Origin of the sequence: Limosilactobacillus albertensis, assembly GCF_014145555.1 — a bacterium.
In the GTDB taxonomy this organism is placed as follows: Bacteria; Bacillota; Bacilli; order Lactobacillales; family Lactobacillaceae; genus Limosilactobacillus; species Limosilactobacillus albertensis.
The window spans coordinates 19634-44632 of sequence record NZ_JACIVD010000053.1 but is presented as its reverse complement, the minus strand read 5'-3'; the positions used below and the strand labels follow the sequence as shown (position 1 = coordinate 44632).

Sequence of the window (24999 nt, the reverse complement as noted above, 5' to 3'; positions counted from 1 at the left end):
GGAGGCTGGGACGCAACTCAGTCTCCTCAATTTTTAGGAGGATGAAAATGGAAGAGGAAACACTTCAACTTGTTAGCAAACAATTACCTGATATTCGCCCGCAACAAATTAAAGCAGCCCTCGGATTAATGGACGAAGGAAATACTATTCCTTTTATTGCCCGCTACCGTAAAGAAATGACGGGAACGCTTGATGAAGTTCAACTACAGGCTATTCGGGATGAATATCACCGTGTAACTACATTACGCGAACGTCAAGCAACGGTCATCAATAAAATTAAAGAGCTTGGCAAACTAACTCCTGCTCTGGAAAAACAAATTAATAATGCAACTGAATTACAAGAAGTAGAGGACCTTTATTTGCCATATAAGCAAAAGCGGCAAACGAAGGCTCAGCAAGCACGACAACATGGACTTGCACCGTTAGCAAATTGGTTGTTATCGTATCCAGACGATGATTTAACAACTAAGGCCCAAGAATTTATCAATGAGGATGTACCAGATGCTGAGAGTGCATTAGCGGGGGCGCATGAGATCCTTGCAGAAGCGATTAGCGAAATGGCAACAGTTCGGGGATGGTTACGAAATTATACAGCCCAGCATGGTCAATTAGAAACCAGCGTAAAGCGCGACGGGGAAGAAAAGGATGAACTAGGAACCTATAAGCAATACTATGAATTTTCAAGTTCAGTGCAAAAGTTAAATTCATACCAGATTCTTGCTTTTAATCGTGGTGAAAAAGAGGGAATCCTCAATGTAAAAATAACAGTTGATGAGGCACCAATAATGAATTACCTTCATTTCCGCCTTATAAGGACGCAAAAGCAAAATGATGCTACTGAATTTATTGAAGAAGCCTACCAGGATGCCTATAAGCGGTTCTTAGGCCCAGCAATCGAACGTGAATTACGGCGGCAATTAACAGAAGGTGCAGATGAACAAGCAATAAAGGTCTTTGGTGAAAACCTTTACCATTTATTGATGCAAGCGCCAATTAAGGGGAAAGTTGTGTTAGGATTTGACCCTGCCTACCGTACTGGTTGTAAGTTAGCCGTCCTTGATGAAAATGGCAAGTTTTTAACTAAAGCCGTTATTTACCCGCACAAACCAGCTCCAGAAAAACAACGGGCAGCTGCAGAGGGTGAATTTATTGACTTACTAGAAAAGTACCATGTTGAAATGATCGCCATTGGTAACGGAACGGCCAGTCGTGAGTCAGAACAATTTGTAGCTGAAGCGCTAAAAAAGATTGAGCGTCCAATCTATTACGTAATTGTGAATGAAGCAGGGGCCTCTGTCTATTCGGCAAGTAAGGAAGCACGGGATGAATTTCCGGACCTTCATGTTGAACAGCGGAGTGCAATTAGCATCGGCCGACGACTACAGGATCCGTTAGCAGAATTGGTAAAAATTGACCCACAAGCGGTAGGGGTTGGCCAGTATCAACATGATTTACCGAAGAAAGAATTAAGCGGCGAATTAGAGACAATTGTTGAACGAGCTGTAAACCGTGTCGGAGTTAACCTCAATACTGCTAGTTACCAACTATTAACGCGAATCTCGGGACTAAATAAGACAATTGCCAAAAATATCGTTACTTACCGGGACGAAAATGGCCGCTATACTAACCGTACGCAATTAAAGCAGGTTCCTCGTTTAGGACCTAAAGCTTACCAGCAATCGGTTGGCTTCTTACGGATTATCGACGGTGAAAACCCATTAGATAATACCGATGTCCATCCGGAAAGTTACCAAGTTGCGCAGAAAATCATGGAGGCAGCAGGAATTGATATCAATGATCTGGGAACACCCGCTGCTGAAAAGAAGTTAAAAGCACTTGATATTAATCAATTTACTGATGACCAAGTAGGGACAGAAACGGTTAATGATATTATTTCATCTTTGCAAAAGCCGGGGCGTGACCTCCGTGACTCGATGCCGGCACCATTATTGCGTCATGATGTAATGACAATTGAAGACCTTCAACCAGGAATGAAACTTCAAGGAACGGTCCGTAATGTTGTCGATTTTGGTGCCTTTGTTGATATTGGTGTTAAGCATGATGGATTAGTTCATGTTTCAAAGATGAGTAAGCAATTTATTCGTGATCCACGGGCAATTGTCGCAGTTGGTGATATTGTGGACGTGTGGATTGATGATGTAGATTTGAAACGCCAGCGAATTCAATTAACCATGATTGAACCGGAGACGGTCGCAAATGACTAATGCGGAATTACAACGCTTGACCGAACAATGGTCGCAAAAATACTTTGGGCGCGATTTTGTGCACAAGGTATTTTTTAATAAGCGCTTGAAAACAACAGGTGGGCGTTATCATTTAAGTGACCACCATATTGATATTAATCCGTTAATGTACACTGAATTTGACCTCAATAATCTTCGGCAAGTCGTCCTTCATGAATTATGTCATTACCATTTACATTTGCTCGGAATGGATTATCATCATCGAAGCCAGGCGTTTAAGACGCTGTTAGCGCAAGTCGGCGGATCACGATATGCACCGCCTACCAGCAAAGCAAAACGTAATGTTAAGCGAAAATGGCATTATATTTGTACAGGTTGCGGCGTTGAAATAGCGCGACAACGGCGTTTTAACACCCACCGTTATGTTTGCCGACGGTGTGGACACCATTTTATTTTAAAAAATTAAAAAAAGTTGTTGCCAACGAATAGGTATCTTGCTATAATAATATTCGTTGGTTGATATGCGGCCGTGGCGGAACTGGCAGACGCGTAAGATTAAGGATCTTATGGTCGATTATGACCGTGGAGGTTCAAGTCCTCTCGGCCGCACTATAAAAAAGCTCTGAGTATGTATACTCGGAGCTTTTTTATTTTAAATTTTTATTAATAAACTTTACTTAAATTTTACTTCTTAGCTTGCTATCTCGTTAATGAAAGCGCTATACTTTAGATGTTGTAGTTAGTAACGAGGAGGGACTTATCGATGGATGCAAATATCAAATGGCTTGATGATCCGGAAACGTTTCGGGTTAATCAACTAGCAGCACATAGTGACCACTATTACTATGGTGATTATGATGAATGGCGTCGTGATGATAGCAGGTTTGTGCAGAGTTTAGATGGAAAATGGCAATTTAAGTTCGCTAAAAATCCTCGTGAGCGGGTAAGTGAATTTTATGCCAAGGATTATGACAGTAGCAGCTTTGATACGATTGAAGTACCAAGCGAAATTGAATTAAATAACTATGCCCAGAACAACTATATTAATACCTTAATCCCATGGGAAGGGAAAATCTATCGGCGACCTGCATATGCTCTTAGTCCCGATGATTCTCAAGAAGGATCTTTTAGCGATGGTGATGATAATACCGTCGGCGCGTACTTGAAACGGTTTGATCTTGACCCTGCCTTGCGTGGTAAACAAATCCGGATTCGTTTTGATGGTGTAGAGCGGGCAATTTACTTATGGCTTAATGGGCACTTTATTGGCTACGCTGAGGATAGCTTTACCCCGTCCGAATTTGATTTGACCCCTTATATTCAGGATGAAGCTAATGTTTTAGCAGTAGAAGTTTTCAAGCATAGTACTGCCTCGTGGATTGAGGACCAAGATATGTTCCGCTTTTCGGGGATCTTCCGAAGTGTGAACTTATTAGCTCAGCCCCTTGTTCATGTTGAAGATCTTAATATTCGGCCAACTGTTACTGATAATTATCAGGATGGTATTTTTAACGTTGACCTCCAGCTCCAAGGTGAGAAAACGGGCAATGTTAATATTCGGGTAGTTGATAGTGATGGAAATATCCTCGTTAATGAAACCCATCCTGTTGCCCCAACGGTAAAGGTTCAGGACCAGTTTTTGGAGAATATCCACTTGTGGGATAACCATGATCCGTACCTTTATCAACTATTAGTAGAAATTCGCGATGATGAAGGAAAGTTACTTGAACTTGTTCCGTATCGTTTTGGTTTTCGACGGATTGAAGTTAATCAAGATCATGTCGTGCTATTAAACGGAAAGCGGCTAATTATTAATGGTGTAAACCGCCATGAGTGGAACGCTAAACGTGGTCGGGCGATTACGATGGATGATATGACGAGCGATATTAAGACATTTAAGGAAAATAATATTAACGCCGTGCGAACATGTCACTATCCTGATCAGATTCCTTGGTATTACCTTTGTGATGATAATGGAATTTACATGATGGCTGAAAACAACTTGGAATCTCATGCTACTTGGCAAAAGATGGGTGCAATTGAGCCATCATACAATGTTCCTGGTTCAGTTCCGCAATGGCGTGAAGTAGTAGTTGATCGGGCACGGACTAACTATGAAACATTCAAGAATCACCCATCGATTTTATTCTGGTCACTGGGTAATGAATCATACGCTGGCGATAATGTTGTCAAAATGAACGAATTCTATAAGGAACATGATGATAGCCGCCTTGTCCACTATGAAGGTGTTTGTCATACTCCTGAATATCGTGAGCGGATTTCGGATGTTGAAAGTTGGATGTACTTGCCGCCTAAAGAGGTTGAAGAATACCTGAAGAATAATCCTGATAAGCCATTTATGGAATGTGAATATATGCATGACATGGGCAATTCTGATGGTGGAATGGGTTCATATATTGCATTGCTTGACAAATATCCACAATACTTTGGCGGCTTTATTTGGGACTTCATTGACCAGGCACTCCTTGTTAAGGATCCCGTAAGTGGTCAAGAAGTAATGCGTTATGGTGGTGATTTTGATGATCGTCACTCAGATTACGAGTTCTCAGGAGATGGCTTAATGTTTGCTGATCGGACACCAAAGCCAGCAATGCAGGAGGTAAGATATTACTATGGCTTACACAAATAAATTACGCGTGATATATGGTGATGGCACATTAGGACTTAGCAGTGAAGATTTTCATTACATTTTCAGTTATGAACGTGGCGGACTTGAATCGCTTAAGCTAAATGGTAAAGAGTGGCTATATCGTGAACCAATGCCGACATTTTGGCGCGCAACAACTGATAATGACCGCGGAAACGGCTTTAACATTCGGTCTGCGCAATGGCTTGCTGCTGATGCATTTCATAAGTGTGTTGGAATTAAGCTGACTGTTGACGGCCAGGAATTTGATGAATTACCGATTGCCCCGATAACCAATGAATTTAGCGATTCGGTATTTGCTACGAATGTTAAGATTGAGTATACGTTTGAAACATTGACTGTTCCATCAACGACGACAAGTGTGGCCTATGAAGTGATGGCAAACGGTGAAATCAAGGTAACCATGCATTATCAAGGGCATAAAGACTTACCGGGGTTACCCGTAGTAGGAATGCGTTTTGTTATGCCAACGGTGGCGACTGGTTTTGATTATCAAGGACTGTCTGGCGAAACTTACCCTGACCGAATGGCTGGAGCAAAAAAAGGAGTCTTCCATGTCGATGGGCTACCGGTAACTAAATATTTAGTACCGCAGGAAAATGGAATGCATATGGAAACGAATAATTTAACAATTACGCGGAATACGACGCAAAATAACGCGGATCATTCAAATGAACCGTTTAGCTTAAAGATTAAGCAAACTGATCGTCCATTTGCTTTCAGTTGTCTTCCATATACAGCTGAGGAATTGGAAAATGCTACTCATATTGAGGAACTACCGCTTGCACGACGGACAGTCTTGGTTATCGCCGGTGCTGTTCGTGGTGTCGGGGGAATTGATAGCTGGGGTGCTGATGTTGAGGAACAATACCATATTCCAGCAGATCAGGATATTGAATTTTCATTTGTGTTGAATGCAAAGTAAAGATATAAAAAAGTGTAACTGAAAGGATTCTTTCTCTCAGCTACACTTTTTTAATTAAACTCTCTTGTCATAATCCGGCCAAAATATTTCTTGAAGTGCGTACAGAAATAATAGAAACCATAGATAGTAAGAATGCTAAGCCCAAGCAGTGAAATTGCCAATAAAGCAGTAAACCAGCCTGGTTGCTTAAAGTAGAGGGTCGCGGTATTTTTCCCTTTCCGTTGATGGATATAGGGTGCACCAACTGATGAGCGTTGATAGTGTTTTAAACGTTGACCATTAACCGTTAAAAAGGATTCCTTGTAGGTAATAATTGGCAAACGAACCTTACCAGTCTTGTCAGCATTCCAGGTTAATTGAAGCCCGCCATGCGGTAAAACTGTATGGTTGTATTTATGCGCCTCATTAATAATTTGTCCCTCGTAAGCATAGGAACGCACATATTTCTGATTCATATATTTCTTTGGAATGGGGAGATAATCCGGACTTCGCTTTTCAACCATCGTCAGTAGTTGTCCAGGATAAAGGTCGTGAACCGAATGACGGAGGGCGGCCTTATCTTCACTTACCCGGGTGATTGCGCTGAAACTATTGAGAACAATTTCCGAATCGTAACGGGCTGCGCGTTTATAAACATCGATTGTTGTCGGTGTGAAGACTAGAAAAACCATTAATAATAGGATTCCAGTAGTTAGTTGATTGCTAAGGCCAATTTTGTGCGCCTTTTTTCCAAGGGTCGTTGCACTGATTCCGACACCAGCAAGCAACAGCGGGTATGCAATAATGGTCAAACGATTAGGGAATTGCAAAGTGTGACCTAATGCAGGGACTATATTTTGAAGGGCATTCCAAGGGATGAGGGATGAACTTAAAATAAGAATAAGACTACCTAGAATGGTTAGGACAGTGTTAGTAAGTGACTTTTTGAATGTGGCTAAAACATAAATCAGTTGTAGGCTGAATAAGATCCACATTGCGTAAATTAGGTAATCACGAGTACTACTGAACATCGATGGGCGTAGGACGTTATCTGCTAAGCTAAAGTCTGCCGGATGTGCGATATTATTATGCAGGTTAAGCATTAGTAACGCGCCCCAAACGTTAGCCGTTAGTATAATGGTTCCTCCGACGGCTTTTAAGGTTTCCCGCCACATCTTTTTTCGGTCAATAGTTAGGATTAACCCGATAATAAAAAATGGTATTAGGGTAATAACAAAGAATAACGAACTGAGCATATGAATTTGAATGATGACCGTCATCAGCGTCGTTAATTGGAGCCAATTAACGGGGCGTTGATGGTCTTGAATCATCCGTATTCCGCAAATTACCATATACGGTGCAAGGGCAGCTCCCCATGCATTCATATTTTGCGCCAGTTCCCACCGTGGCAGCCAGCCGATATTCATATAAATCAAGGCGCAAAGAACGGCAATGGTATGATTACTACGAACACGAATCCCAAGTTGGTACATTCCGATTCCGCCAAGGATATATACGATAAAGGTTGTGACAATTTGATATTGGTACCAGGTTCCGACAATCCCGAGAATAGCTCCGTTTAAGTAGGCAAAAAGGGGACCATAAACAGCATTGATAATCCGCCCGCTTTGTTGAAAACAGTAATTACTTTGGAAATAACTGAAATTGAATTGCTGAATTTGTTTTGCTGCATCATAAAAGCGATTGAAATGAAAAATGGAATCGGTTCCTAAAATGACACCATGAGATACAAACTGAGGAAACATAATCAAGTATGCCATTGCAACGATAGCACAATATGGCAGCCCCCAATTGATTAGATTAACAATTTTAGATTTCATGTATTGAGTATTAAAGCTTATCCGCCTAAGCTTTATAATTCCTTTCATCTGATACTTACTTTAATAATTATACGGCAGAAAACAGAAAGGGGAAACAATCGTCTTACTAGGGAAAGTATTTCGCTCTGTTTAATTGTTAAGCACCATTAAAATGCGCTATTATAAGATAGTGGCAAAGGGGAGTGAAAAAATGGCAGAATTAGTAATTGTGCGTCATGGGCAAAGTCAAGCCAACCGTGATAATATTTTTACCGGCTGGACTGATGTTCCGTTGACCCCTAAAGGAATTGAACAAGGTGAATTAGTAGGTAAGGAATTACAAAAACTAAATATTCAATTTAGTGATGCCCATACTTCATATATGCAACGGGCGATTATGACAACTAATATTATCTTAGAAGAAATTAATCAATTGTACATTCCAATCCATAAAACCTGGCGATTGAATGAACGACATTACGGCGCTTTAAGTGGACGAAACAAGGCTGAAGTGAAAAAAGAAATTGGTGCCGAACAGCTTCATAAATGGCGCCGCGGATTTAAAGATTTGCCGCCTCAATTAAAAGAACGGCAGCATGATCGACGGTATGACCGTTTAGGAGTAAAAATTCCGCTTAGTGAGAGCCTAGAAATGACCTTGCAACGGCTTTTACCATACTGGGAAGATAGTATTGCACCGCGATTGATTGATGGTCATAATCAATTGATTGTTGCTCACGGAAGTTCTTTGCGGGCATTGATTAAATACTTAGATGGCATTTCAGATGATAATATTGACAAAGTGGAAGTTCCGAATGGTAAGCCGATTTTATATCGTTTTGATGACCGCCTTAATGTCGTTAAAAAGACTTTTATAACAATGGATGGTGAAATTAATGACAGTACACGAATTAGCAAATAATCCAACTTTAAGCGGACAAGTACGTTTGATCGAAAATGTGGTTTACGGTGCGATGGATGGTGAAGCATTGCATTTGTCAATTTTGACACCATGGACGCAGCGTTTTCCCAAGCAATATCAGACGGAACCACGCCCATTAATTGTATTTGTTCAGGGAAGCTCTTGGCGAACACCAACGTTGGGAGAAGAAATTCCTCAGCTAGTCCAGTTCGTTAAAGCAGGATATATTGTAGCAACTGTTCAGCACCGTAGTTCAATTGAAGGACATCCATTCCCTGCATTTTTACAAGATGTTAAAACTGCGATCCGGTTCTTACGGACAAATGCAAAGAAATATGCTATTGATCCGCAAAAAGTTGCAATCTGGGGGACATCATCTGGTGCTAATGCAGCAATGTTAGTTGGCTTAAGTGGTGATGATCCTCGCTACAAGGTGGACCTTTATCAAGACCAGTCTGATGCGGTCGATGCAGTCGTTAGCTGTTTTGCACCAATGGATGTTGAAAAGACGTTTGAATATGATTCAAATGTTCCCGGAAATAAATTATTACAGTATTGCCTATTGGGTTCAGATGTATCAAAATGGTCAGAAATTGAGAAACAAATGAGCCCGCTTTACCAGGTAAAGGATGGTCAAAATTATCCGCCATTCCTCTTGTTCCATGGAGATGCAGACAAGGTTGTCCCCTATGAACAAATGGAAGAAATGTATATGCGTTTGCAGGATAATGGAAATTCGGTTGAGGCTTATCGGGTTAAGGGTGCTAACCATGAACGCGACTTCTGGAGTCCAACCATTTATAATACCGTTCAAAAATTTCTTGATGATCAATTTAAATAATTCTATTGACAACTTATTTTTTATAAGTTATGATCTTGATATACTAAGTTAGGAGGAACACGTCATGTTTAACAATCAATACGTTAACGCTACTGTTTGTTGTTGTGGATAGCGTCTTATGCGACCCACTGTTTGGCGTGCTTACTTTTAGTTGAGTAACTGCTAACATAATCGGGAATAAAATGCATAAGGCGCAAATTCAAGTAAGTATTTCTTGAGTTTGTGCCTTTTTTGTATTCAAAAGGAGATAGATATTATGAAATTCAATACACAGTTAATTCATGGTGGTAATAGCGAAGATCCAACAACTGGTGCTGTTTCAACCCCAATTTATCGCTCATCGACGTTTCATCAGCATGTATTAGGCGGCGAACCTAAATGGGAATATTCTCGTACTGGTAACCCAACGCGGGCATCACTTGAAAAGTTAATCGCTGAATTAGAACATGGAACAGCCGGTTTTGCATTTGCATCTGGCTCAGCCGCTATTCACGCTACTTTCTCTTTGTTTTCACAAGGCGACCACTTTGTAGTTGGCAGTGATGTTTACGGGGGAACCTTCCGATTGATCAATAAGGTATTAAAACGGTTTGGCCTTGAATTCACAGTCGTTGACATGCAAGACCTTGAAGCGGTAGAAAATGCAATTCAGGATAATACTGTTGCCATTTACTTTGAGACACCGACTAACCCGCTCTTACAAATTGCTGATATTAAAGAAATTGCTAATATCGCAAAGAAGCATGGTGTAAAGACAATTGTTGATAATACGTTTGCGACACCTTATAATCAACAGCCTTTAAGCTTAGGGGCAGATATTGTTGTTCACTCTGCTACCAAGTATTTGGGCGGACATAGCGATGTTGTTGCCGGTTTAGCAGTTACTAATGATAATGAGATTGCAGAACAGTTAGCATTCCTGCAAAATTCGATTGGGAGCACGCTCGGTCCTGATGATAGCTGGCTGTTACAACGGGGAATGAAAACTCTTGGTGCGCGGATGCGGGTTCATCAAGAAAATGCGACGGCGGTTATTGATTTCCTTCAAAATGACGAGCATATCGGTAAAATTTATTACCCAGGACTAAAGAATTTCCCAGGTCATGATGTTGCAGTTAAGCAGATGCGGAACTTTGGGGCGATGATCTCCTTTGAACTAAAGGACGGATTAGATGCTAAGAAATTTGTTGAAAGCTTGCAATTAATTGACCTTGCGGAAAGTTTAGGCGGAATTGAAAGTTTGATTGAAGTGCCGGCAGTAATGACCCATGGATCTATTCCCCGGGAAATAAGATTACAAAATGGCATTAAAGATGAACTGATTCGTCTTTCGGTTGGGATTGAAGATTCAGAAGACATTATCGCTGACTTACAGCAAGCACTTAAGAAATTAGACTAATTACAAAAGAAGGGGAATAGTGACTTATGTGGGAAATTATCAAGACATCCTTACCACAACTATTAGCGGCGGGATTTAAATATACGATTCCGTTGGCGATAATTTCATTTTTCTTTGGCATAATCATTGCACTAGTAACAGCATTGACTCGTCTTTCGCGCCAGCGGGGGCCATTCATGATTCTTAAGTGGATTGCGAGCTTTTATGTATGGCTCTTTCGGTCCACGCCACTGTTAGTTCAACTGTTTATTGTCTTTTTCGGGCTTCCTTATTTAAGAATAAAAGGCATCTTACCGCATGGGATTAAACTAGAGCCGTTTACAGCCGGCATTATTACATTTTCTCTTAATACCGGGGCCTATGCTTCAGAGACAATTCGCGCGGCAATCAGTTCAGTACCAAGAGGGCAGTGGGAAGCAGGAGCAGCAATTGGAATGACTCGGTTGCAGATTCTATGGCGAATTATCCTTCCCCAAGCTTTAAGAGTAGCTTTACCGCCATTATCGAATAGTTTCATTAGTTTGGTAAAGGATACGTCGCTAGCTGCTTCGATTACAATTATGGAGATGTTTGCGGTCAGCCAGCAGATTGCGGCGGAAAATTATCAGCCGTTGCTTATGTACACCTTAGTAGCGATGGTTTATGCTGTTTTTACAACGGTCCTATCTTATCTTCAAGGCTACCTGGAAAGAGTTGTTGACCGTCAAGTAAACGCAAATAATAGGTGAGAAAAATGAAATTAACAAATATTAATAAGCGCTTTGGTAATAAAAATGTCTTGAAAAATACCACATTAGAATTCCCAGCTGGTAAGACAACGGTAATGGTTGGACCATCTGGATCCGGGAAGTCAACTATTCTCCGTTCCCTGAACTTGTTAGTAATGCCAGAAAGCGGGCAATACGATTTTGATGAACACCATCTTGATTTTAGTCAAAAGATAAGCAATAAAGACAAGTTAGCAATTCGGCAAGAAACGGGAATGGTCTTTCAAGACTATAATCTCTTTCCGAATAAGACGGTTCTTGGCAATATCATTGAAGGGCCAACGCAAGTTTTGAAACAATCAAAAAAAGAAGCAATTGCGAATGCACATAATCTACTTACTAAAGTGGGCTTAGCAGATTATGGCGATGCCTATCCCAACGAATTATCCGGTGGTCAGGCGCAACGAGTGGCGATTGCACGTGCCTTAGCGATGTCACCAAAATATATCTTGCTTGATGAGCCAACATCTGCCCTTGATCCAGAACTGGAACTCAGCGTTTTGCGTGTTCTCCTGCAGTTAGCAGCAGAAAAGCAGTCGATGGTAATTGTGACACATAACATGGTTTTCGCTAAACATGTTGCTGATAAGATTATTTTTGTAGAAAACGGCGAAATATTATATGACGGTACCCCAGACGAGTTTTTCGCTCCAGATAATCCTAATGAACGGATTAAAAACTTTATCGCTTCGATGACAATGGAAAATTTAAAATAAAGGAAGTTTAGAATGATGAAATTTTGGAAGAAAGCACTATTAACAGTTGCAGCATTAACACTAGGAACATCAGCTGGGATTAGCAGTATTCATGCGGCATCTTCGGCAGTAAATTCAGAGTTAAAGAATAAGGGTGAATTGACAATCGGTCTTGAGGGAACATATTCACCATATTCATACCGTAAAAATAATAAGTTAACTGGTTTTGAGGTTGACCTAGGGAAGGCAGTTGCTAAAAAAATGGGGTTAAAAGCAAAGTTCGTTCCAACTAAATGGGATTCGTTAGTTGCGGGGTTAGGATCTGGAAAATATGATGTGGTCATGAACAACATTACCCAAACCCCAGAACGTGCTAAACAATACAATTTCTCAACTCCGTATATTAAGTCTCGTTTTGCCTTGATCGTTCCAGCTGATAGTAAGATTAAGAGTTTGAAAGACATTAAGGGCAAGAAGGTAGTTGCGGGAACCGGTACAAATAATGCCGACATTGCTAAGAAGTTTGGTGCAAAAATTGTCCCTAATGGTGATTTTGCCAGCGCCGTGGGAATGATAAAGCAAGGCCGGGCAGATGCGGAAATTAACTCCCGTGAAGCATGGTATGCTTACAGCAAGAAGAATAGTACTAAGGGCCTTAAGATGATTGATGTTTCTAGTGAACAAAAGCCAGCCAAGATTTCAGCATTATTCAATAAGAAAGACACTGCTATCCAGTCCTCATACAATAAGGCACTTAAAGAACTTCAACAAGATGGGACTGTTAAGAAGTTATCCGAAAAGTACTTTGGTGCAGATATTACAGAATAAAAATAGTTTTGCAGTTCATTCGTTAGAGTTAGGCAAAATTTTTAAAAGCGTCCAAGCATTCAGTAATTTTGAATGTTTGGACGCTTTGTTCCATTGTTAATGATGGCGGCGAATTGCCTGACGAATGAGCGGATGATGGATTGCTAAGAAAATATCATATGTGAAACTTGTTGCTACGTTTAATACCCACACAAACCATTCATTTTTAATGTTAAGGTAAGCAATTGCGAATAAATCACGGATTATTTCGGTAAATAGTTCATCGATAATATCATGATGGTTAAGGGTTGGGTGATAGTGTGCGCTAAAAAGAATAATGAGGATAAAGACAATTATCCAACCGATCAGGTAAGACCAGTTTCGTTTAACAAGCACTATTGGCCGTTGATATTTGTCAACCTGTCCTGTTGTTTTAATCCGGATTCCACTAAGCTGAAAGAGACCGATTAAGACACCGAGGATTAATAACATTATTGATGCCATAATTTTGCCCAGTGAGCTGTCTTCTTTTAAAGTGATAACCATCATTAGTAATGAATAAGCTGGAATAAGAACCATTTCAAAACGGGTAACTTTTTCGTACTCAAATGTTCCGTGAATAAATTTATAAAGTAACAAAAGTAAAAGAATGGCAATCCCCATTACCCAAACTTCCTTTCTATTTGTTGACCGATAGGAGTACTTTTGATTTTGCAAAGGGGTAAATAATATTGAGATAAAAAGAAGCTGGAGAAAATAAAGATTTCCCCAGCTTCCGCATCTGTTTGTCAAATGTTAGATTATGCTAATGTTCCCATTGGATCCCATGGCTTTAGAACCACCGGACTCTTAGCGTAGTCCCGCTTTAGATCATCGCTAAGGTATTTTTTATTAATAACGATTTGGTAGCAGTATTTGTCCATCCAGGCATCGCTCATTACAAAGTAGCCTTTATGACCGACTTTGTTACCCCAGGAGTTTTCGACCTTCCATTTGGTTGGTTTGCCGTCCACAAGGTCAACGCCAGTGATAACCATTGCATGATCCATCATGCTTTCACCATAGTCAAGCGCCTCTGCCTTTGTCATTTCAAGGTCAACATCAAAAAGCTTATCATAGTCATAAGTATTTAGCGCCATGATACCAAGCTTGGTTTCAGAGTATTTGATAACATCAGAGCCGAACCAAACACTCTCACCATTCTTCAATTGCTCAATTGCTAATTGCTTGAATTCATCCATTGGGAGGTTTAAGTGTTTAATTTCTCGTCCGCCAACAACATTACCTAACATATCAATTGTGTATGTTTGATGGTATTTTTTGTCGGCAGTGGGAGCCTGAATAATTGAAATATAATCATCAAGGTTCCAGCCAACATACTTTTCAAAGAATTTTTGAGGTGTTAGGTTTGCATCACGATGGAACTTGTTATCTTTTTTTGTCCGATATTCAAAGTCAAAATGACTAGCTGGTTCACCGAATGTGTATGCTAAAATTCGATAATTTTCATTTAGCATCTTCCGGCGTTGGTTATCAATTGCTTCTTCATTAGCGTGATCTTCGTTGATCATTTTGCGTAAGACAACAGCATCATGCCGGAGCTTATTATTTAAGACTTCATCGATACCGCGGGAGTTTGATGAATTAAATGATTCTGGCATGGCTGACTTTGGCATTACCCCATACTTGCTGATAAGGGCGCAAAGCATATCCCATTGTCCGCCGTCATTTTGGGGTTCATTCATCAACCAAGCAACTTTTCGGCTATCGGTTGCTTTTTTGGCAGTCTTAATAACGTTTTGGTAGAAGTAATTAGATTTTTCAAACTTATCCCAGAAAAACTGGTAGGCTTGAGAAAGTTCAAAGTTATCCGGTAAATTGAACTTTTGCTGCATATCATGACGCATTGTATTAAGAGCGGCAAACATCCAGCAACGGCCTGATTGTTTTTGATCAGAAACGTCACCCGTCTTCAAATCAATTGAGAAGTGGGGAGCATTGTCCGCAATTGAATGCCAGTTAAAGCTAGCATTGCGGACCCCGTTTTTAGTGACTGTGTTTTCTAAAACACTGCTGTTAGGGTGATTACGATAGTCTTTGTGGAAGTTAGCAATATCTTCTTTATTAATGGAAAAGCTCATTTAGAAAATCTCCTTTGTGTTTAAGTTGGTAAGTCGATTAGAAATTAACGAGCATGTAATACCTTAGGACCGTTTTGTGTACCAACGATGACATCATTAACCCGGTTTAAGAATAGACCGGTCTCAACAATACCTACCATGTGAATCAATTCGTCAGCTAAAGACTTTGGATCATCAATTTCACCAAGGTGGAGGTCAATGATGTAGTTATTTTCATCGGTTCGGTACTTTTGATCGCCATCCATCCGCCAAGTTGGTTTGTAGCCCTTCTTTTCTAGGCGGTTAAAGACGTGTTGGGCACCAAATGGAATTACTTCAACTGGTAGCGGGAAAGCACCGAGCTTGTGGACAAGTTTGCTTTCGTCAACAATCCACATTACTTTGTTAGAAGCATTAGCAACAATCTTTTCCCAGAGGAGGGCACCACCGCCCCCTTTAATCCCTTGAAAGTCATCACTGATCTCATCAGCACCATCAATGGTTAAGTCAATGTGATCAACATCATCAATATCCTTAATTGTAATCCCGAGGTCAGTGGCTTGCTTTGCAGTTCGACTTGAGGTTGTCACACCGATAATGTCTTTAATCTTGCCTTCTTGTACCTGTTTACCAAGTTCGTCAACCATGTACTTAACAGTTGAGCCGGTGCCAAGTCCGACAATCATACCGGATTTAATGTATTTAACTGATTCTTTACCGGTTTGTTCTTTTAATGCATTTTGATCCATTGATATTCCTCCTAATTAAAACGATCAGCGACGGGTAGAAGCTGCTGATATTCTGGATGTAGTTTAAATTGCGCTACCGCATATGGACACATTAATTTGACAGTGTAATGTTCTTTATTTGCGTAGTCGACGAACTGGCGAACTAATTCAGCGGCAATTCCTTGACCACGATAAGCTGGCTGAACAAAAACACGTTCGACAACAACCCGCTTATCCGTGTCGGGAATTTTAGGAAAACTAATCTCGCCAATTAAGGGTTCGTGGTCATCAAACGCAATGATACGCTGGCCATCAACTCGATATTGCATTATAAGCACATCCTTTCATAGATAATTTTCGATAAACTGCTTTTAAAAGTCAAGTTATCAAAGCAATACCATTAACTTATTATCTAGCATATAATAGTATACTGGAATTATTAAGAATAAAACACTATGAGGTGAACGTAATGAAACGTGGATTTAAAATTGTTTCGAGTAAAAAGGACCAAAAAATACATTTGCCCCAGCGTCAAACAACCCGGGCAGCAGGATATGACTTTGAAGCATCAGAAGATTTTGTCCTCCCATCAATCTGGAAAGGTAATTTCTTAAGGGCTCTCTGGCAAGTTCATCAACAAAAAAAGCTAACTGATGAAGATTTTAAGTCTGCTGATTCCTGTTTGAAGCCTTACTTAGTACCAACAGGAATTAAGGCATATATGCAGCCTGATGAATTTCTTTTATTGGCTAATCGGTCAAGCGGCCCATTTAAACGGCGCTTGATTTTACCAAATGGGATTGGGATCGTGGACGCGGATTATTATGATAACGACAGTAATGAAGGAGAAATTTTCTTTCAACTCATTAACTATGGATTACGGGATTATCATATAAAAAAGGGTGAACGAATCGGTCAAGGAATTTTTATGCCTTATTTAATTGCAGATGGCGAAGAACAGCCAACAGCTAAACGAACTGGAGGCTTTGGTTCAACAAAAGAATAATAACTTAGAGAGGGATTGAAGCGATGGCAAAAGTACGCACACAATATGTTTGTCAAAATTGTGGTTATAACTCGCCACGATACTTAGGGCGGTGTCCAAACTGTGGCGAATGGAATACTTTGGTGGAGGAACAGGTTGAAAACAATACTTCATCAACAGTGAAAAAAGCAACGACAACATTAACCGGACTAGTTGCTAAGCCGCAAAAGATTAATGAAATCGATAGTAAGGAGACTCCCCGGGTTAAGACTAAACTAAATGAATTAAATCGTGTTTTAGGTGGCGGGATTGTCCCTGGATCGTTGATTTTAATCGGTGGTGACCCTGGAATTGGAAAATCGACGCTTCTTTTACAAGTTTCAGGTCAATTAAGCGATGAACATCATCGGGTCCTTTATGTCTCTGGTGAGGAAAGCGGGTCGCAGATTAAAATGCGTGCTGAACGCTTAAAAGTAGCTGGGGATGACTTTTATGTATATCCTGAGACTAATATGGATAGTATTCGCGATACAATTCGGGAACTAAAGCCGGAATATGTTGTAATTGATTCTGTTCAAACGATGCAAGCAACCGATGTCAGTTCCGCAATTGGTAGTGTTTCACAGATACGGGAAGTGACTGCCCAGTTGATGCAGATTGCAAAGAGTAATAATATTACGATTTTTGTTGTTGGTCATGTAACAAAGGGTGGCGCGTTAGCAGGACCTAAGATTTTAGAGCACATGGTTGATACGGTATTGTACTTTGAAGGGGACCTCCATCACACTTACCGTATTTTGCGATCAGTAAAAAATCGTTTTGGTTCAACTAATGAACTGGGAATTTTTGAGATGCATACGAATGGATTGACAGAAGTGAAAAATCCATCGGAAATCTTTTTGGAAGAGCGATTACACGATGCTACCGGTTCGGCTGTAGTTGTTTCACTAGAAGGAACCCGGCCGATTTTGGTTGAAATTCAAGCATTGGTGACCCCGACTGTTTATGGAAACGCACAGCGAACCGCTACCGGTCTAAGCCGAAATCGAGTATCATTAATAATGGCGGTATTAGAGAAACGAGCTAACCTAATGCTTCAAAACCAGGATGCATATTTAAAAGCAGCTGGTGGCGTTAAGTTAGATGAGCCGGCGATTGATTTAGCACTCGCTGTAAGTATTGCTTCAAGCTATCGGGATAAAGGGACGCAGCCAACTGATGCTTTTGTTGGTGAAGTCGGCTTAACTGGTGAAATTAGACGGGTAAACCGTATTGAACAACGGGTCGCCGAAGCAGAGAAACTAGGCTTTAAGCGAATCTTTATTCCCAAAAATAATTTAAAAGGCTGGAAACCAATGACTGATATTCAAGTAATCGGTGTTTCAACCCTTAAAGAAGCCTTATACTTAGCGTTAGGTTAAAATAATTGAATGAAAGGATGGAACAAATGCGGCGTAGGATAATTACTCTCATTTACATTCTAGTTGGCGCGGCAGTGGGATTTTATTATTTACCATTATTATGGGGGATTTTGAATATTAATCTTAATCTGGCATTATTGGTATTTATCGATATTATTATTGGTGCACTTATTTTTTGGCTTTTATCAATCCCCTTAGTCAGTGTCACGGAAAAAATGATTCAACGAATTGAAAAGGAGCTGACAAAGCGTAGTCCAGTTTACCTTTTCTTTGGGACTTTATTGACGATTGTTGGTTTAATACTAGCCGTTCTTATTTCGATTCCATTGTGGCGAACGAGGATTCCGGTAATTAATAATATTTTACCGATCCTTTTGATGATTACTTTTAGTTACTTTGGGTTTCGAATTGGCACGACTCGTTTAGATGATTGGCGAAAGGCATTTACCCATGCTAAAAATAGTAAGAATGACGGTAATAGCGTAATCAAACGACAAGATGCCAATTACCACCACTATAAGATTTTAGATACAAATATCCTAATTGATGGGCGTATTTATGATTTAGTTAAAACCGGTTTTTTAGAAGGGACATTGCTTGTTCCTAACTTTGTATTGTATGAGTTACAATACATAGCGGATTCGGGTGAAAGTATTAAACGGGTTCGTGGACGTCGCGGCCTTGATATTTTGAATAAGCTGCGAAATGAGAATATTGTTCCGATTGAGATGTACGATGGCGACTTTGAAGATATCCCTGAAGTTGATAGTAAATTAATTGCCTTGGCAAAAAAAGTTGATGGGGTCATAGTAACAAATGATTATAATCTTAATAAAGTAATTCAATTTCAAAATGTTCAAGTATTAAATATTAATAACTTGGCAAAATCACTACGGCCACGGGTAATTCCGGGAGAGACGATGACGGTAGTTGTTGTTAAGAAAGGGACAGAACGGCAACAAGGAGTCGCTTACCTTGATGATGGAACGATGGTGGTTGTTGAAGATGGCCGCTACTTTATGGATAAACAAATTGAAGTTGAGGTGACGAGTGCCCTTCAAACTGATGCTGGTCGAATGATTTTTGCGCGTCCGCTACACTCCCAACGTGGAATTGATGAACACACGGACACGGAACATCGAGATAACCATAGTAAAAAAGACAATAAAGATAAGAATAAATAGTTGAGAGAGGGTAGAACTAGCTGGTCTAGCTTGTCGCCTTTCCTTCATTGATTAGCTTTAAAATGAAATGAGGCTGGGGTGGTTCCCAGCCTTTTAGTATTTTACAGACTATTTCGTCAAAGGACCCATTCCTTACTCCCAGCTACTTTTTAAACAAAAAAAGAAGCAGCCGGGAAAAGCTGCTTCTTAGGGAGTATTACGATAATCTTGGGGGAGATTTCGTAAAAAAAGAAAATATTTTTTTCGGTTACTATTGGGAGGAGTAATTGAAAAATAATAGGTTTCATTGATGTAGTAAAGTTCATCTTTACTACGATATATATACTACCAATAGAATGTGAAGAAAGTATGACCAAAAGTTAAAATAATTCTTGGAAACAAATAAATATTATCCCAAATGCTATTCTAATACGGAATGTGGTAATATTAACTGTACAATTTAATTTTAAATAACTACTGATTTTAAGGAGCGGATAGACATGCTAACAATTTATAATACGTTAACAAGAAAAAAAGAAGAATTCAAGCCACTGCATCCAGGCGTTGTTAACATGTATGTCTGTGGTCCGACAGTTTATAATTATATTCACATTGGAAATGCGCGCAGTGCGATTGCATTTGATACCGTTCGTCGGTACCTTGATTTTAAGGGCTACAAGGTAAATTACGTTTCAAACTTTACCGATGTTGATGATAAGATGATCAAAGCAGCGGCAGCGCAAGGAATTACGGTTCCCCAGTTAGCGGAAAAATATATAAACGCTTTTATGGAAGACACTGAAGCAATTAATATTGAACCTGCTACCCTTCATCCGCGAGCAACAGAAAATATAAACGAGATTATTAAGTTTGTCCGCGGCTTAGTAGATAAGGGGTATGCTTATGCTAAGGATGGGGATGTTTATTATCGTGCTCGTAAATTTAAGGACTATGGTCAGCTCTCGGGACAATCGCTTGATGACCTTGAAGTAGGGGCAAGTGAACATGTTAGTGCAGATGAGGTGAACAAAAAGGAAGATCCATTAGATTTTGCATTATGGAAGGCCGCTAAGCCAGGTGAAATTAGTTGGGACTCACCATGGGGAAAGGGACGGCCGGGTTGGCATATTGAATGTTCTGTAATGTCAACGAAATATCTCGGCAAGACAATTGATATTCACGCTGGCGGACAAGACTTAGAGTTCCCCCATCATGAAAATGAGATAGCACAAAGCGAGGCGGAAAATGGTCAGAAGTTTGTTCGCTATTGGATGCATAATGGCTTTGTAACGATTGGTAAAGACAATGAAAAGATGAGTAAGTCTCTTCATAACTTTATTACCGTTCACGATATCATTAAGGAAGTTGATCCGCAGGTATTGCGTTTCTTTATGGCAACAACACAGTATCGTCGTCCTATCCAATATAGTCAGGCAAATTTAACTGATGCCCAAAATAATCTTGATCATATTCAAACAGCTTTTGATAATTTAACTTATCGTGAGCAGGATGCAGGTAATGATGAAGATCAAAGCGTTGAGGACCAGCTTAAGACATTCAGGACGCAGTTTATTACGGCTATGGATGATGATATCAATGTGCAAAACGGGATCGCCACAGTTTATGAATTAGTCAAGTATGCGAATGTTTACGCCCAGCAAAAACAGGTTAGTTTAGTCGCGATTAAGGCAATTAAAGATGAACTCGCTGAATTAATGAGCATTTTTGGCGTTAAATTGGTGGCAAGCGACAATAAGATTGATGATGAAAAGATAAAACAGCTCATTGAAGAACGGAATCTAGCACGAAAAAACAAAGACTTTGCGCGCAGTGATCAAATTCGTGATGATCTTAAAAAACAAGGAATTATTCTTGAGGATACTCCACAAGGCACGCGCTACAAAAAAGAATAGAAAGGAACTTTTATGGTACAAGCAGACTATCGGCAATTGAATGGAATTGCTCTTGCTTATTTAGGAGATGCTGCTTATGAGGTTTACATTCGCCAGCACTTGCTAACTAAGGGAATTAGCAAACCAACTAAGCTGCAGCATATTGCTACTCATTATGTTTCAGCTAAGGCGCAGGCAGCCCTTATTGATTTGATGAAAGAAGAGGACTTGCTGACAGATGATGAATGGACGTATTTCAAGCGTGGCCGTAATGCCAACAGTCATACGCACGCTAAAAATACTTCTGTGATGACTTATCGTATTTCTACAGGCTTTGAGGCAGTAATGGGCTACCTTCAATTAGCAGGAAAACAAGAACGGTTAGCCGAATTGGCACAATGGTGTATTGAACAAGTAGAGGCAGGACGAACAGCACATGAAAAATGAAAATACAGATTTTATCATCGGCCGGCACCCGGCTGTAATGGCATTAAAATCTGACCAAGAAATTAATAAAGTTTTTATTCAATCAGGATTAAAAGCTGATGCTATCTCACAAATTATTAAATTAGCTAAAGAACGGCGGTTAGTAGTATCAAACGTTCCCAAAAACAAGCTGGATTTGATGACTGACCATCAAAATCATCAGGGGGTCGTACTAGCGGTAGCTGCCTATCAATATGCAACAATTGACGACCTGTTTGACAATGCAGCAAAGCATAGCGAAGATCCATTTTTCTTAATTCTTGATGAGCTGGAAGATCCGCATAATCTTGGCTCAATAATGCGGACAGCTGATGCGGCTGGTGTCCATGGGATTATTATTCCGCGGCGTCGGGCAGTTGGGTTAACCTCAGTTGTTGCTAAAACTTCAACCGGGGCAATTGAACATGTTCCGGTTGCACGGGTAACTAACTTGGTGCAAACAGCTAAGGAACTGCAAGAACGCGGTGTTTGGCTATTTGGAACAGACATGAAAGGAAAAGACTACCGTACTTGGGATGCGCATGGTGCGGTTGCCTTGGTAATTGGGAATGAAGGGAAGGGGATTTCTTCCTTATTAAAGAAAACTTGTGATGAGATGTTAACCATTCCAATGATTGGTCACGTTCAAAGTCTAAATGCAAGTGTTGCCGCAAGTTTATTGATTTACCAAGGCTTTAATTCACGTCATCCATTAAAATAGTTTGTATTTTATTGCTTTTAAATGGCGGTTCGTGCTAATCTAGGTATTGTGCGGAGGTGATAGTATGTCCCAGAAAAAAGTTGCATTGGAATGTACAAAGTGCGGTGCGCGTAATTATACGATAACCGCTAATCCTCAACGACAAGAACGATTAGAATTACGCAAATTTTGTAAACATTGCGGTGAGTACACTATTCATCGCGAAAGCAAATAGTGGAGGAAAATATGCACTTAATTCGATTTATTAAGAGTGTTAACCACGAAATGAAGCTAGTTGTATGGCCAACAGCAAAAGAAAATCGTCGCGACACGACCATTGTTGTATCATTGACACTGTTCTTCGTACTATTCTTTGCTCTGTTTGATTGGTTAATTCAGTTAATGATGAAACTCTTTGTTTAACATTAGTAGTCAAATAGAAATTAGTTTGTTATACTAAGTCATAAGGAACTTCGTAGCTATTACGGGGTTTTTTATTTTACTGAAATAATTGATTTTACATTACGATAGGAGGATTCATCGTGGAATCACATGAAAAACGTTGGTATGTGCTTCATACCTACTCTGGTTACGAAAACCGGGTGAAGAGTAACTTGGAATCGCGTGCTCAATCAATGGGAATGCAGGATTACATTTTTCGAGTAGTTGTTCCTGAAGAAGAGGTTCGTCAAGTTAAGGACGGCCAAGCAAAAGAAACAGTTGAAAAGACGTTTCCCGGCTATGTTTTAGTTGAAATGGTAATGACTGACCAAGCTTGGTATATTGCTCGTAATACACCTGGGGTAACTGGTTTCTTAGGATCTCACGGTGGTGGATCGAAGCCGACTCCATTGCTTCCTGAAGAAGTTGACCGGATCATGCAACGGATGGGAACTGAAACAACTGTTAGTGATATTGACGTTAAGGAAGGCGATACGGTTAAAGTTATTGCTGGTTCTTTTGCTAATATGACCGCAAAGGTTGTCGAAGTTGATCATGAAAAGCAAAAGATTAAGGCAACTGTTGAGATGTTTGGCCGGGAAACTGCGGCTGAACTTGGCTTTGACCAAATCGATACATTTTAGTTGATTTTTAATAAAATTATTGAAAAGCGTAAAAAAATGTGGTATGTTTCTCTAGTATGCTATTAACATACTGTGGGAGAGGTAAAACTTACTGCCTCATCATGACCACAACACGGACTAAGGAGGTTTTGTCTCGTGGCAAAGAAAGTAGCTAACGTTGTCAAGTTGCAAATTCCTGCCGGTGCAGCTACACCAGCTCCACCAGTAGGTCCTGCACTTGGACAAGCAGGTATTAACATTATGGGCTTCACTAAGGAATTCAACGCACGGACTGCAGACCAAAAGGGTATGTTGATCCCAGTTGTAATTACTGTATATGAGGACCGTTCATTCGACTTCATTACTAAGACGCCACCTGCTGCTGTCTTACTAAAGAAGGCCGCTGGTGTTGAACATGGTTCCGGTGAACCTAACACAAACAAGGTTGCTTCAGTAACGAAGGACCAAGTTAAGGAAATCGCTGAAACTAAGATGCAAGATCTAAACGCAGCTGACGTAGAAGCAGCTATGCGCATGATTGAAGGTACTGCTCGTAGTATGGGCTTCACTGTTGAAGGCTAATTACTAGCAGTCGGGATGCCTCATGAAAATGATGCACCCACGTGGGAGGTATAACTCCGCTAGACCACATTTGCAAGGAGGAAAACACAAGATGGCTAAAAAACGTGGTAAGAAGTACCAAGACGCGCTCAAGAAAGTTGACAGCAAGAAAGAATACGCTGTTAAAGACGCTGTCCAATTAGTAAAAGATATTGCCTATGCTAACTTTGACTCTACTATCGAAGTAGCATTTAACTTAAACGTTGACACAAAGCAAGCTGATCAACAATTACGTGGTGCCGTTGTTTTACCAAACGGTACTGGTAAGGATCAAACAGTTATTGTATTCGCTAATGGTGAAAATGCTAAGGCTGCACAAGAAGCTGGTGCTGACTTTGTTGGTGACGATGACTTAGTAGAAAAGATTCAAGACGGTTGGCTTGATTTTGATGTTGCAATTGCAACACCAGATATGATGCCTAAAGTAGGTCGTTTGGGACGTGTCCTTGGACCTAAGGGCTTAATGCCAAACCCTAAGACTGGTACTGTTACAATGGATGTTGCTAAGGCTGTTAATGATGCCAAGGCTGGTCAAGTAACTTACCGGACTGACCGTGATGGTAACGTTGCTGTACCATTCGGTAAGGTTTCATTTGATACTGACAAGTTAGTTGAAAACTTGGCTACTTTAGAAGATATCGTGGCTAAGGCTCGTCCAGCTTCAGTACGTGGAACTTACATCAAGCACGCTTCCATTTCTTCAACATTTGGACCAAGTGTTACGCTTGATTTAACTACATTTTAATTTGAAATAATTAAATTAAAAAAGACTTCGGGGAATATTTTCTCGAAGTCTTTTTTTTGCGAGGAGAA

The 24999-nt window shown here is 40.2% G+C and carries 26 protein-coding genes and 1 tRNA gene; 22 read left to right on the top strand and 5 right to left on the bottom strand.

Annotated elements, in window-relative coordinates; translation table 11 throughout:
• The first annotated feature begins 47 nt into the window (after positions 1–47).
• The 5 genes from H5S41_RS02955 to H5S41_RS02935 all read left to right on the top strand — a co-directional run bounded on the left by H5S41_RS02955 (position 48) and on the right by H5S41_RS02935 (position 5797).
• Positions 48–2225 (top strand): Tex family protein, encoded by a 2178-nt coding sequence (locus H5S41_RS02955; RefSeq protein WP_153710759.1) that lies wholly within the window; start codon positions 48–50, stop codon positions 2223–2225.
• Positions 2218–2670, top strand: coding sequence for a SprT family protein (locus tag H5S41_RS02950; protein ID WP_182602275.1), 453 nt, complete (start codon positions 2218–2220; stop codon positions 2668–2670). The genes H5S41_RS02955 and H5S41_RS02950 overlap by 8 nt, the downstream gene beginning before the upstream one ends.
• A gap of 57 nt (positions 2671–2727) precedes the next feature.
• Positions 2728–2813, top strand: a tRNA-Leu gene (locus H5S41_RS02945).
• Between the two features lie 154 nt (positions 2814–2967).
• Positions 2968–4854, top strand: coding sequence for a glycoside hydrolase family 2 TIM barrel-domain containing protein (locus H5S41_RS02940; protein WP_182602274.1), 1887 nt, complete (start codon positions 2968–2970; stop codon positions 4852–4854).
• Entirely contained in the window at positions 4838–5797 is a 960-nt protein-coding gene (locus H5S41_RS02935) for a beta-galactosidase small subunit (protein ID WP_182602273.1), read from the top strand. The genes H5S41_RS02940 and H5S41_RS02935 overlap by 17 nt, the downstream gene beginning before the upstream one ends.
• Positions 5798–5847: 50 nt before the next feature.
• On the opposite strand, the gene H5S41_RS02930 is transcribed toward H5S41_RS02935, so the two are convergent.
• Positions 5848–7617, bottom strand: coding sequence for a putative glycosyltransferase family protein (locus tag H5S41_RS02930; protein WP_182602289.1), 1770 nt, complete (start codon positions 7615–7617; stop codon positions 5848–5850).
• 151 nt (positions 7618–7768) lie between these two features.
• On the opposite strand from H5S41_RS02930, the gene H5S41_RS02925 reads away from it, so the two are divergent.
• The 6 genes from H5S41_RS02925 to H5S41_RS02900 all read left to right on the top strand — a co-directional run bounded on the left by H5S41_RS02925 (position 7769) and on the right by H5S41_RS02900 (position 13048).
• Positions 7769–8518, top strand: a complete 750-nt coding sequence (locus H5S41_RS02925) for a 2,3-bisphosphoglycerate-dependent phosphoglycerate mutase (RefSeq protein ID WP_182602272.1) — start codon at positions 7769–7771, stop codon at positions 8516–8518.
• The gene (locus H5S41_RS02920) at positions 8493–9359 is read left to right on the top strand and encodes an alpha/beta hydrolase (protein WP_182602271.1); all 867 of its coding nucleotides are present in this window, start codon (positions 8493–8495) and stop codon (positions 9357–9359) included. Before H5S41_RS02925 ends, H5S41_RS02920 begins: the two co-directional genes overlap by 26 nt.
• 256 nt (positions 9360–9615) lie before the next feature.
• Entirely contained in the window at positions 9616–10758 is a 1143-nt protein-coding gene (locus H5S41_RS02915) for a trans-sulfuration enzyme family protein (RefSeq protein ID WP_182602270.1), read from the top strand.
• Positions 10759–10784: 26 nt separating this feature from the next.
• Positions 10785–11486: an amino acid ABC transporter permease gene (locus H5S41_RS02910; RefSeq protein ID WP_182602269.1), complete on the top strand. Its 702-nt coding sequence runs from the start codon at positions 10785–10787 to the stop codon at positions 11484–11486.
• A 5-nt stretch (positions 11487–11491) separates the two neighbouring features.
• Complete coding sequence (locus H5S41_RS02905) at positions 11492–12241, top strand: amino acid ABC transporter ATP-binding protein (protein WP_182602268.1); 750 nt, start codon at positions 11492–11494, stop codon at positions 12239–12241.
• 15 nt (positions 12242–12256) lie between these two features.
• The gene (locus H5S41_RS02900) at positions 12257–13048 is read left to right on the top strand and encodes an amino acid ABC transporter substrate-binding protein (RefSeq protein ID WP_182602288.1); all 792 of its coding nucleotides are present in this window, start codon (positions 12257–12259) and stop codon (positions 13046–13048) included.
• Positions 13049–13144: 96 nt separating this feature from the next.
• On the opposite strand, the gene H5S41_RS02895 is transcribed toward H5S41_RS02900, so the two are convergent.
• From H5S41_RS02895 to H5S41_RS02880, 4 genes are all read right to left on the bottom strand, one after another.
• On the bottom strand, positions 13145–13690 hold the full coding sequence (locus H5S41_RS02895; RefSeq protein ID WP_220483210.1) for a hydrophobic protein: 546 nt from the start codon (positions 13688–13690) through the stop codon (positions 13145–13147).
• A 137-nt stretch (positions 13691–13827) separates the two neighbouring features.
• Positions 13828–15168: a C1 family peptidase gene (locus tag H5S41_RS02890; protein ID WP_182602267.1), complete on the bottom strand. Its 1341-nt coding sequence runs from the start codon at positions 15166–15168 to the stop codon at positions 13828–13830.
• 44 nt (positions 15169–15212) lie between these two features.
• On the bottom strand, positions 15213–15896 hold the full coding sequence (gene rpiA / locus H5S41_RS02885; protein WP_153710748.1) for a ribose-5-phosphate isomerase RpiA: 684 nt from the start codon (positions 15894–15896) through the stop codon (positions 15213–15215).
• 11 nt (positions 15897–15907) lie between these two features.
• Positions 15908–16204: a GNAT family N-acetyltransferase gene (locus H5S41_RS02880; RefSeq protein ID WP_182602266.1), complete on the bottom strand. Its 297-nt coding sequence runs from the start codon at positions 16202–16204 to the stop codon at positions 15908–15910.
• A 140-nt stretch (positions 16205–16344) separates the two neighbouring features.
• On the opposite strand from H5S41_RS02880, the gene H5S41_RS02875 reads away from it, so the two are divergent.
• From H5S41_RS02875 to rplA, 11 genes are all read left to right on the top strand, one after another.
• The gene (locus H5S41_RS02875; RefSeq protein ID WP_182602265.1) at positions 16345–16881 is read left to right on the top strand and encodes a dCTP deaminase/dUTPase family protein; all 537 of its coding nucleotides are present in this window, start codon (positions 16345–16347) and stop codon (positions 16879–16881) included.
• A 23-nt stretch (positions 16882–16904) separates the two neighbouring features.
• A complete protein-coding gene (gene radA, locus H5S41_RS02870) occupies positions 16905–18281 on the top strand; it encodes a DNA repair protein RadA (protein ID WP_153710745.1) in 1377 nt (458 codons plus the stop codon).
• A gap of 17 nt (positions 18282–18298) precedes the next feature.
• Positions 18299–19465, top strand: coding sequence for a PIN/TRAM domain-containing protein (locus tag H5S41_RS02865; RefSeq protein ID WP_182599025.1), 1167 nt, complete (start codon positions 18299–18301; stop codon positions 19463–19465).
• Between the two features lie 479 nt (positions 19466–19944).
• Entirely contained in the window at positions 19945–21357 is a 1413-nt protein-coding gene (cysS, locus tag H5S41_RS02860) for a cysteine--tRNA ligase (protein ID WP_182602264.1), read from the top strand.
• 12 nt (positions 21358–21369) lie between these two features.
• Positions 21370–21783: a Mini-ribonuclease 3 gene (locus H5S41_RS02855; protein ID WP_182602263.1), complete on the top strand. Its 414-nt coding sequence runs from the start codon at positions 21370–21372 to the stop codon at positions 21781–21783.
• Positions 21773–22522: a 23S rRNA (guanosine(2251)-2'-O)-methyltransferase RlmB gene (gene rlmB, locus H5S41_RS02850; protein WP_182602262.1), complete on the top strand. Its 750-nt coding sequence runs from the start codon at positions 21773–21775 to the stop codon at positions 22520–22522. Before H5S41_RS02855 ends, rlmB begins: the two co-directional genes overlap by 11 nt.
• A gap of 64 nt (positions 22523–22586) precedes the next feature.
• A complete protein-coding gene (gene rpmG / locus H5S41_RS02845) occupies positions 22587–22736 on the top strand; it encodes a 50S ribosomal protein L33 (RefSeq protein ID WP_153710741.1) in 150 nt (49 codons plus the stop codon).
• An 11-nt stretch (positions 22737–22747) separates the two neighbouring features.
• Positions 22748–22924, top strand: coding sequence for a preprotein translocase subunit SecE (gene secE, locus H5S41_RS02840; RefSeq protein WP_003666294.1), 177 nt, complete (start codon positions 22748–22750; stop codon positions 22922–22924).
• A 119-nt stretch (positions 22925–23043) separates the two neighbouring features.
• A complete protein-coding gene (gene nusG / locus H5S41_RS02835; protein ID WP_163705319.1) occupies positions 23044–23586 on the top strand; it encodes a transcription termination/antitermination protein NusG in 543 nt (180 codons plus the stop codon).
• 135 nt (positions 23587–23721) lie between these two features.
• Entirely contained in the window at positions 23722–24147 is a 426-nt protein-coding gene (gene rplK / locus H5S41_RS02830; protein WP_163705318.1) for a 50S ribosomal protein L11, read from the top strand.
• Positions 24148–24238: 91 nt separating this feature from the next.
• Positions 24239–24931 (top strand): 50S ribosomal protein L1, encoded by a 693-nt coding sequence (rplA, locus tag H5S41_RS02825; protein ID WP_029507891.1) that lies wholly within the window; start codon positions 24239–24241, stop codon positions 24929–24931.
• The last annotated feature ends 68 nt before the right edge of the window (positions 24932–24999 follow it).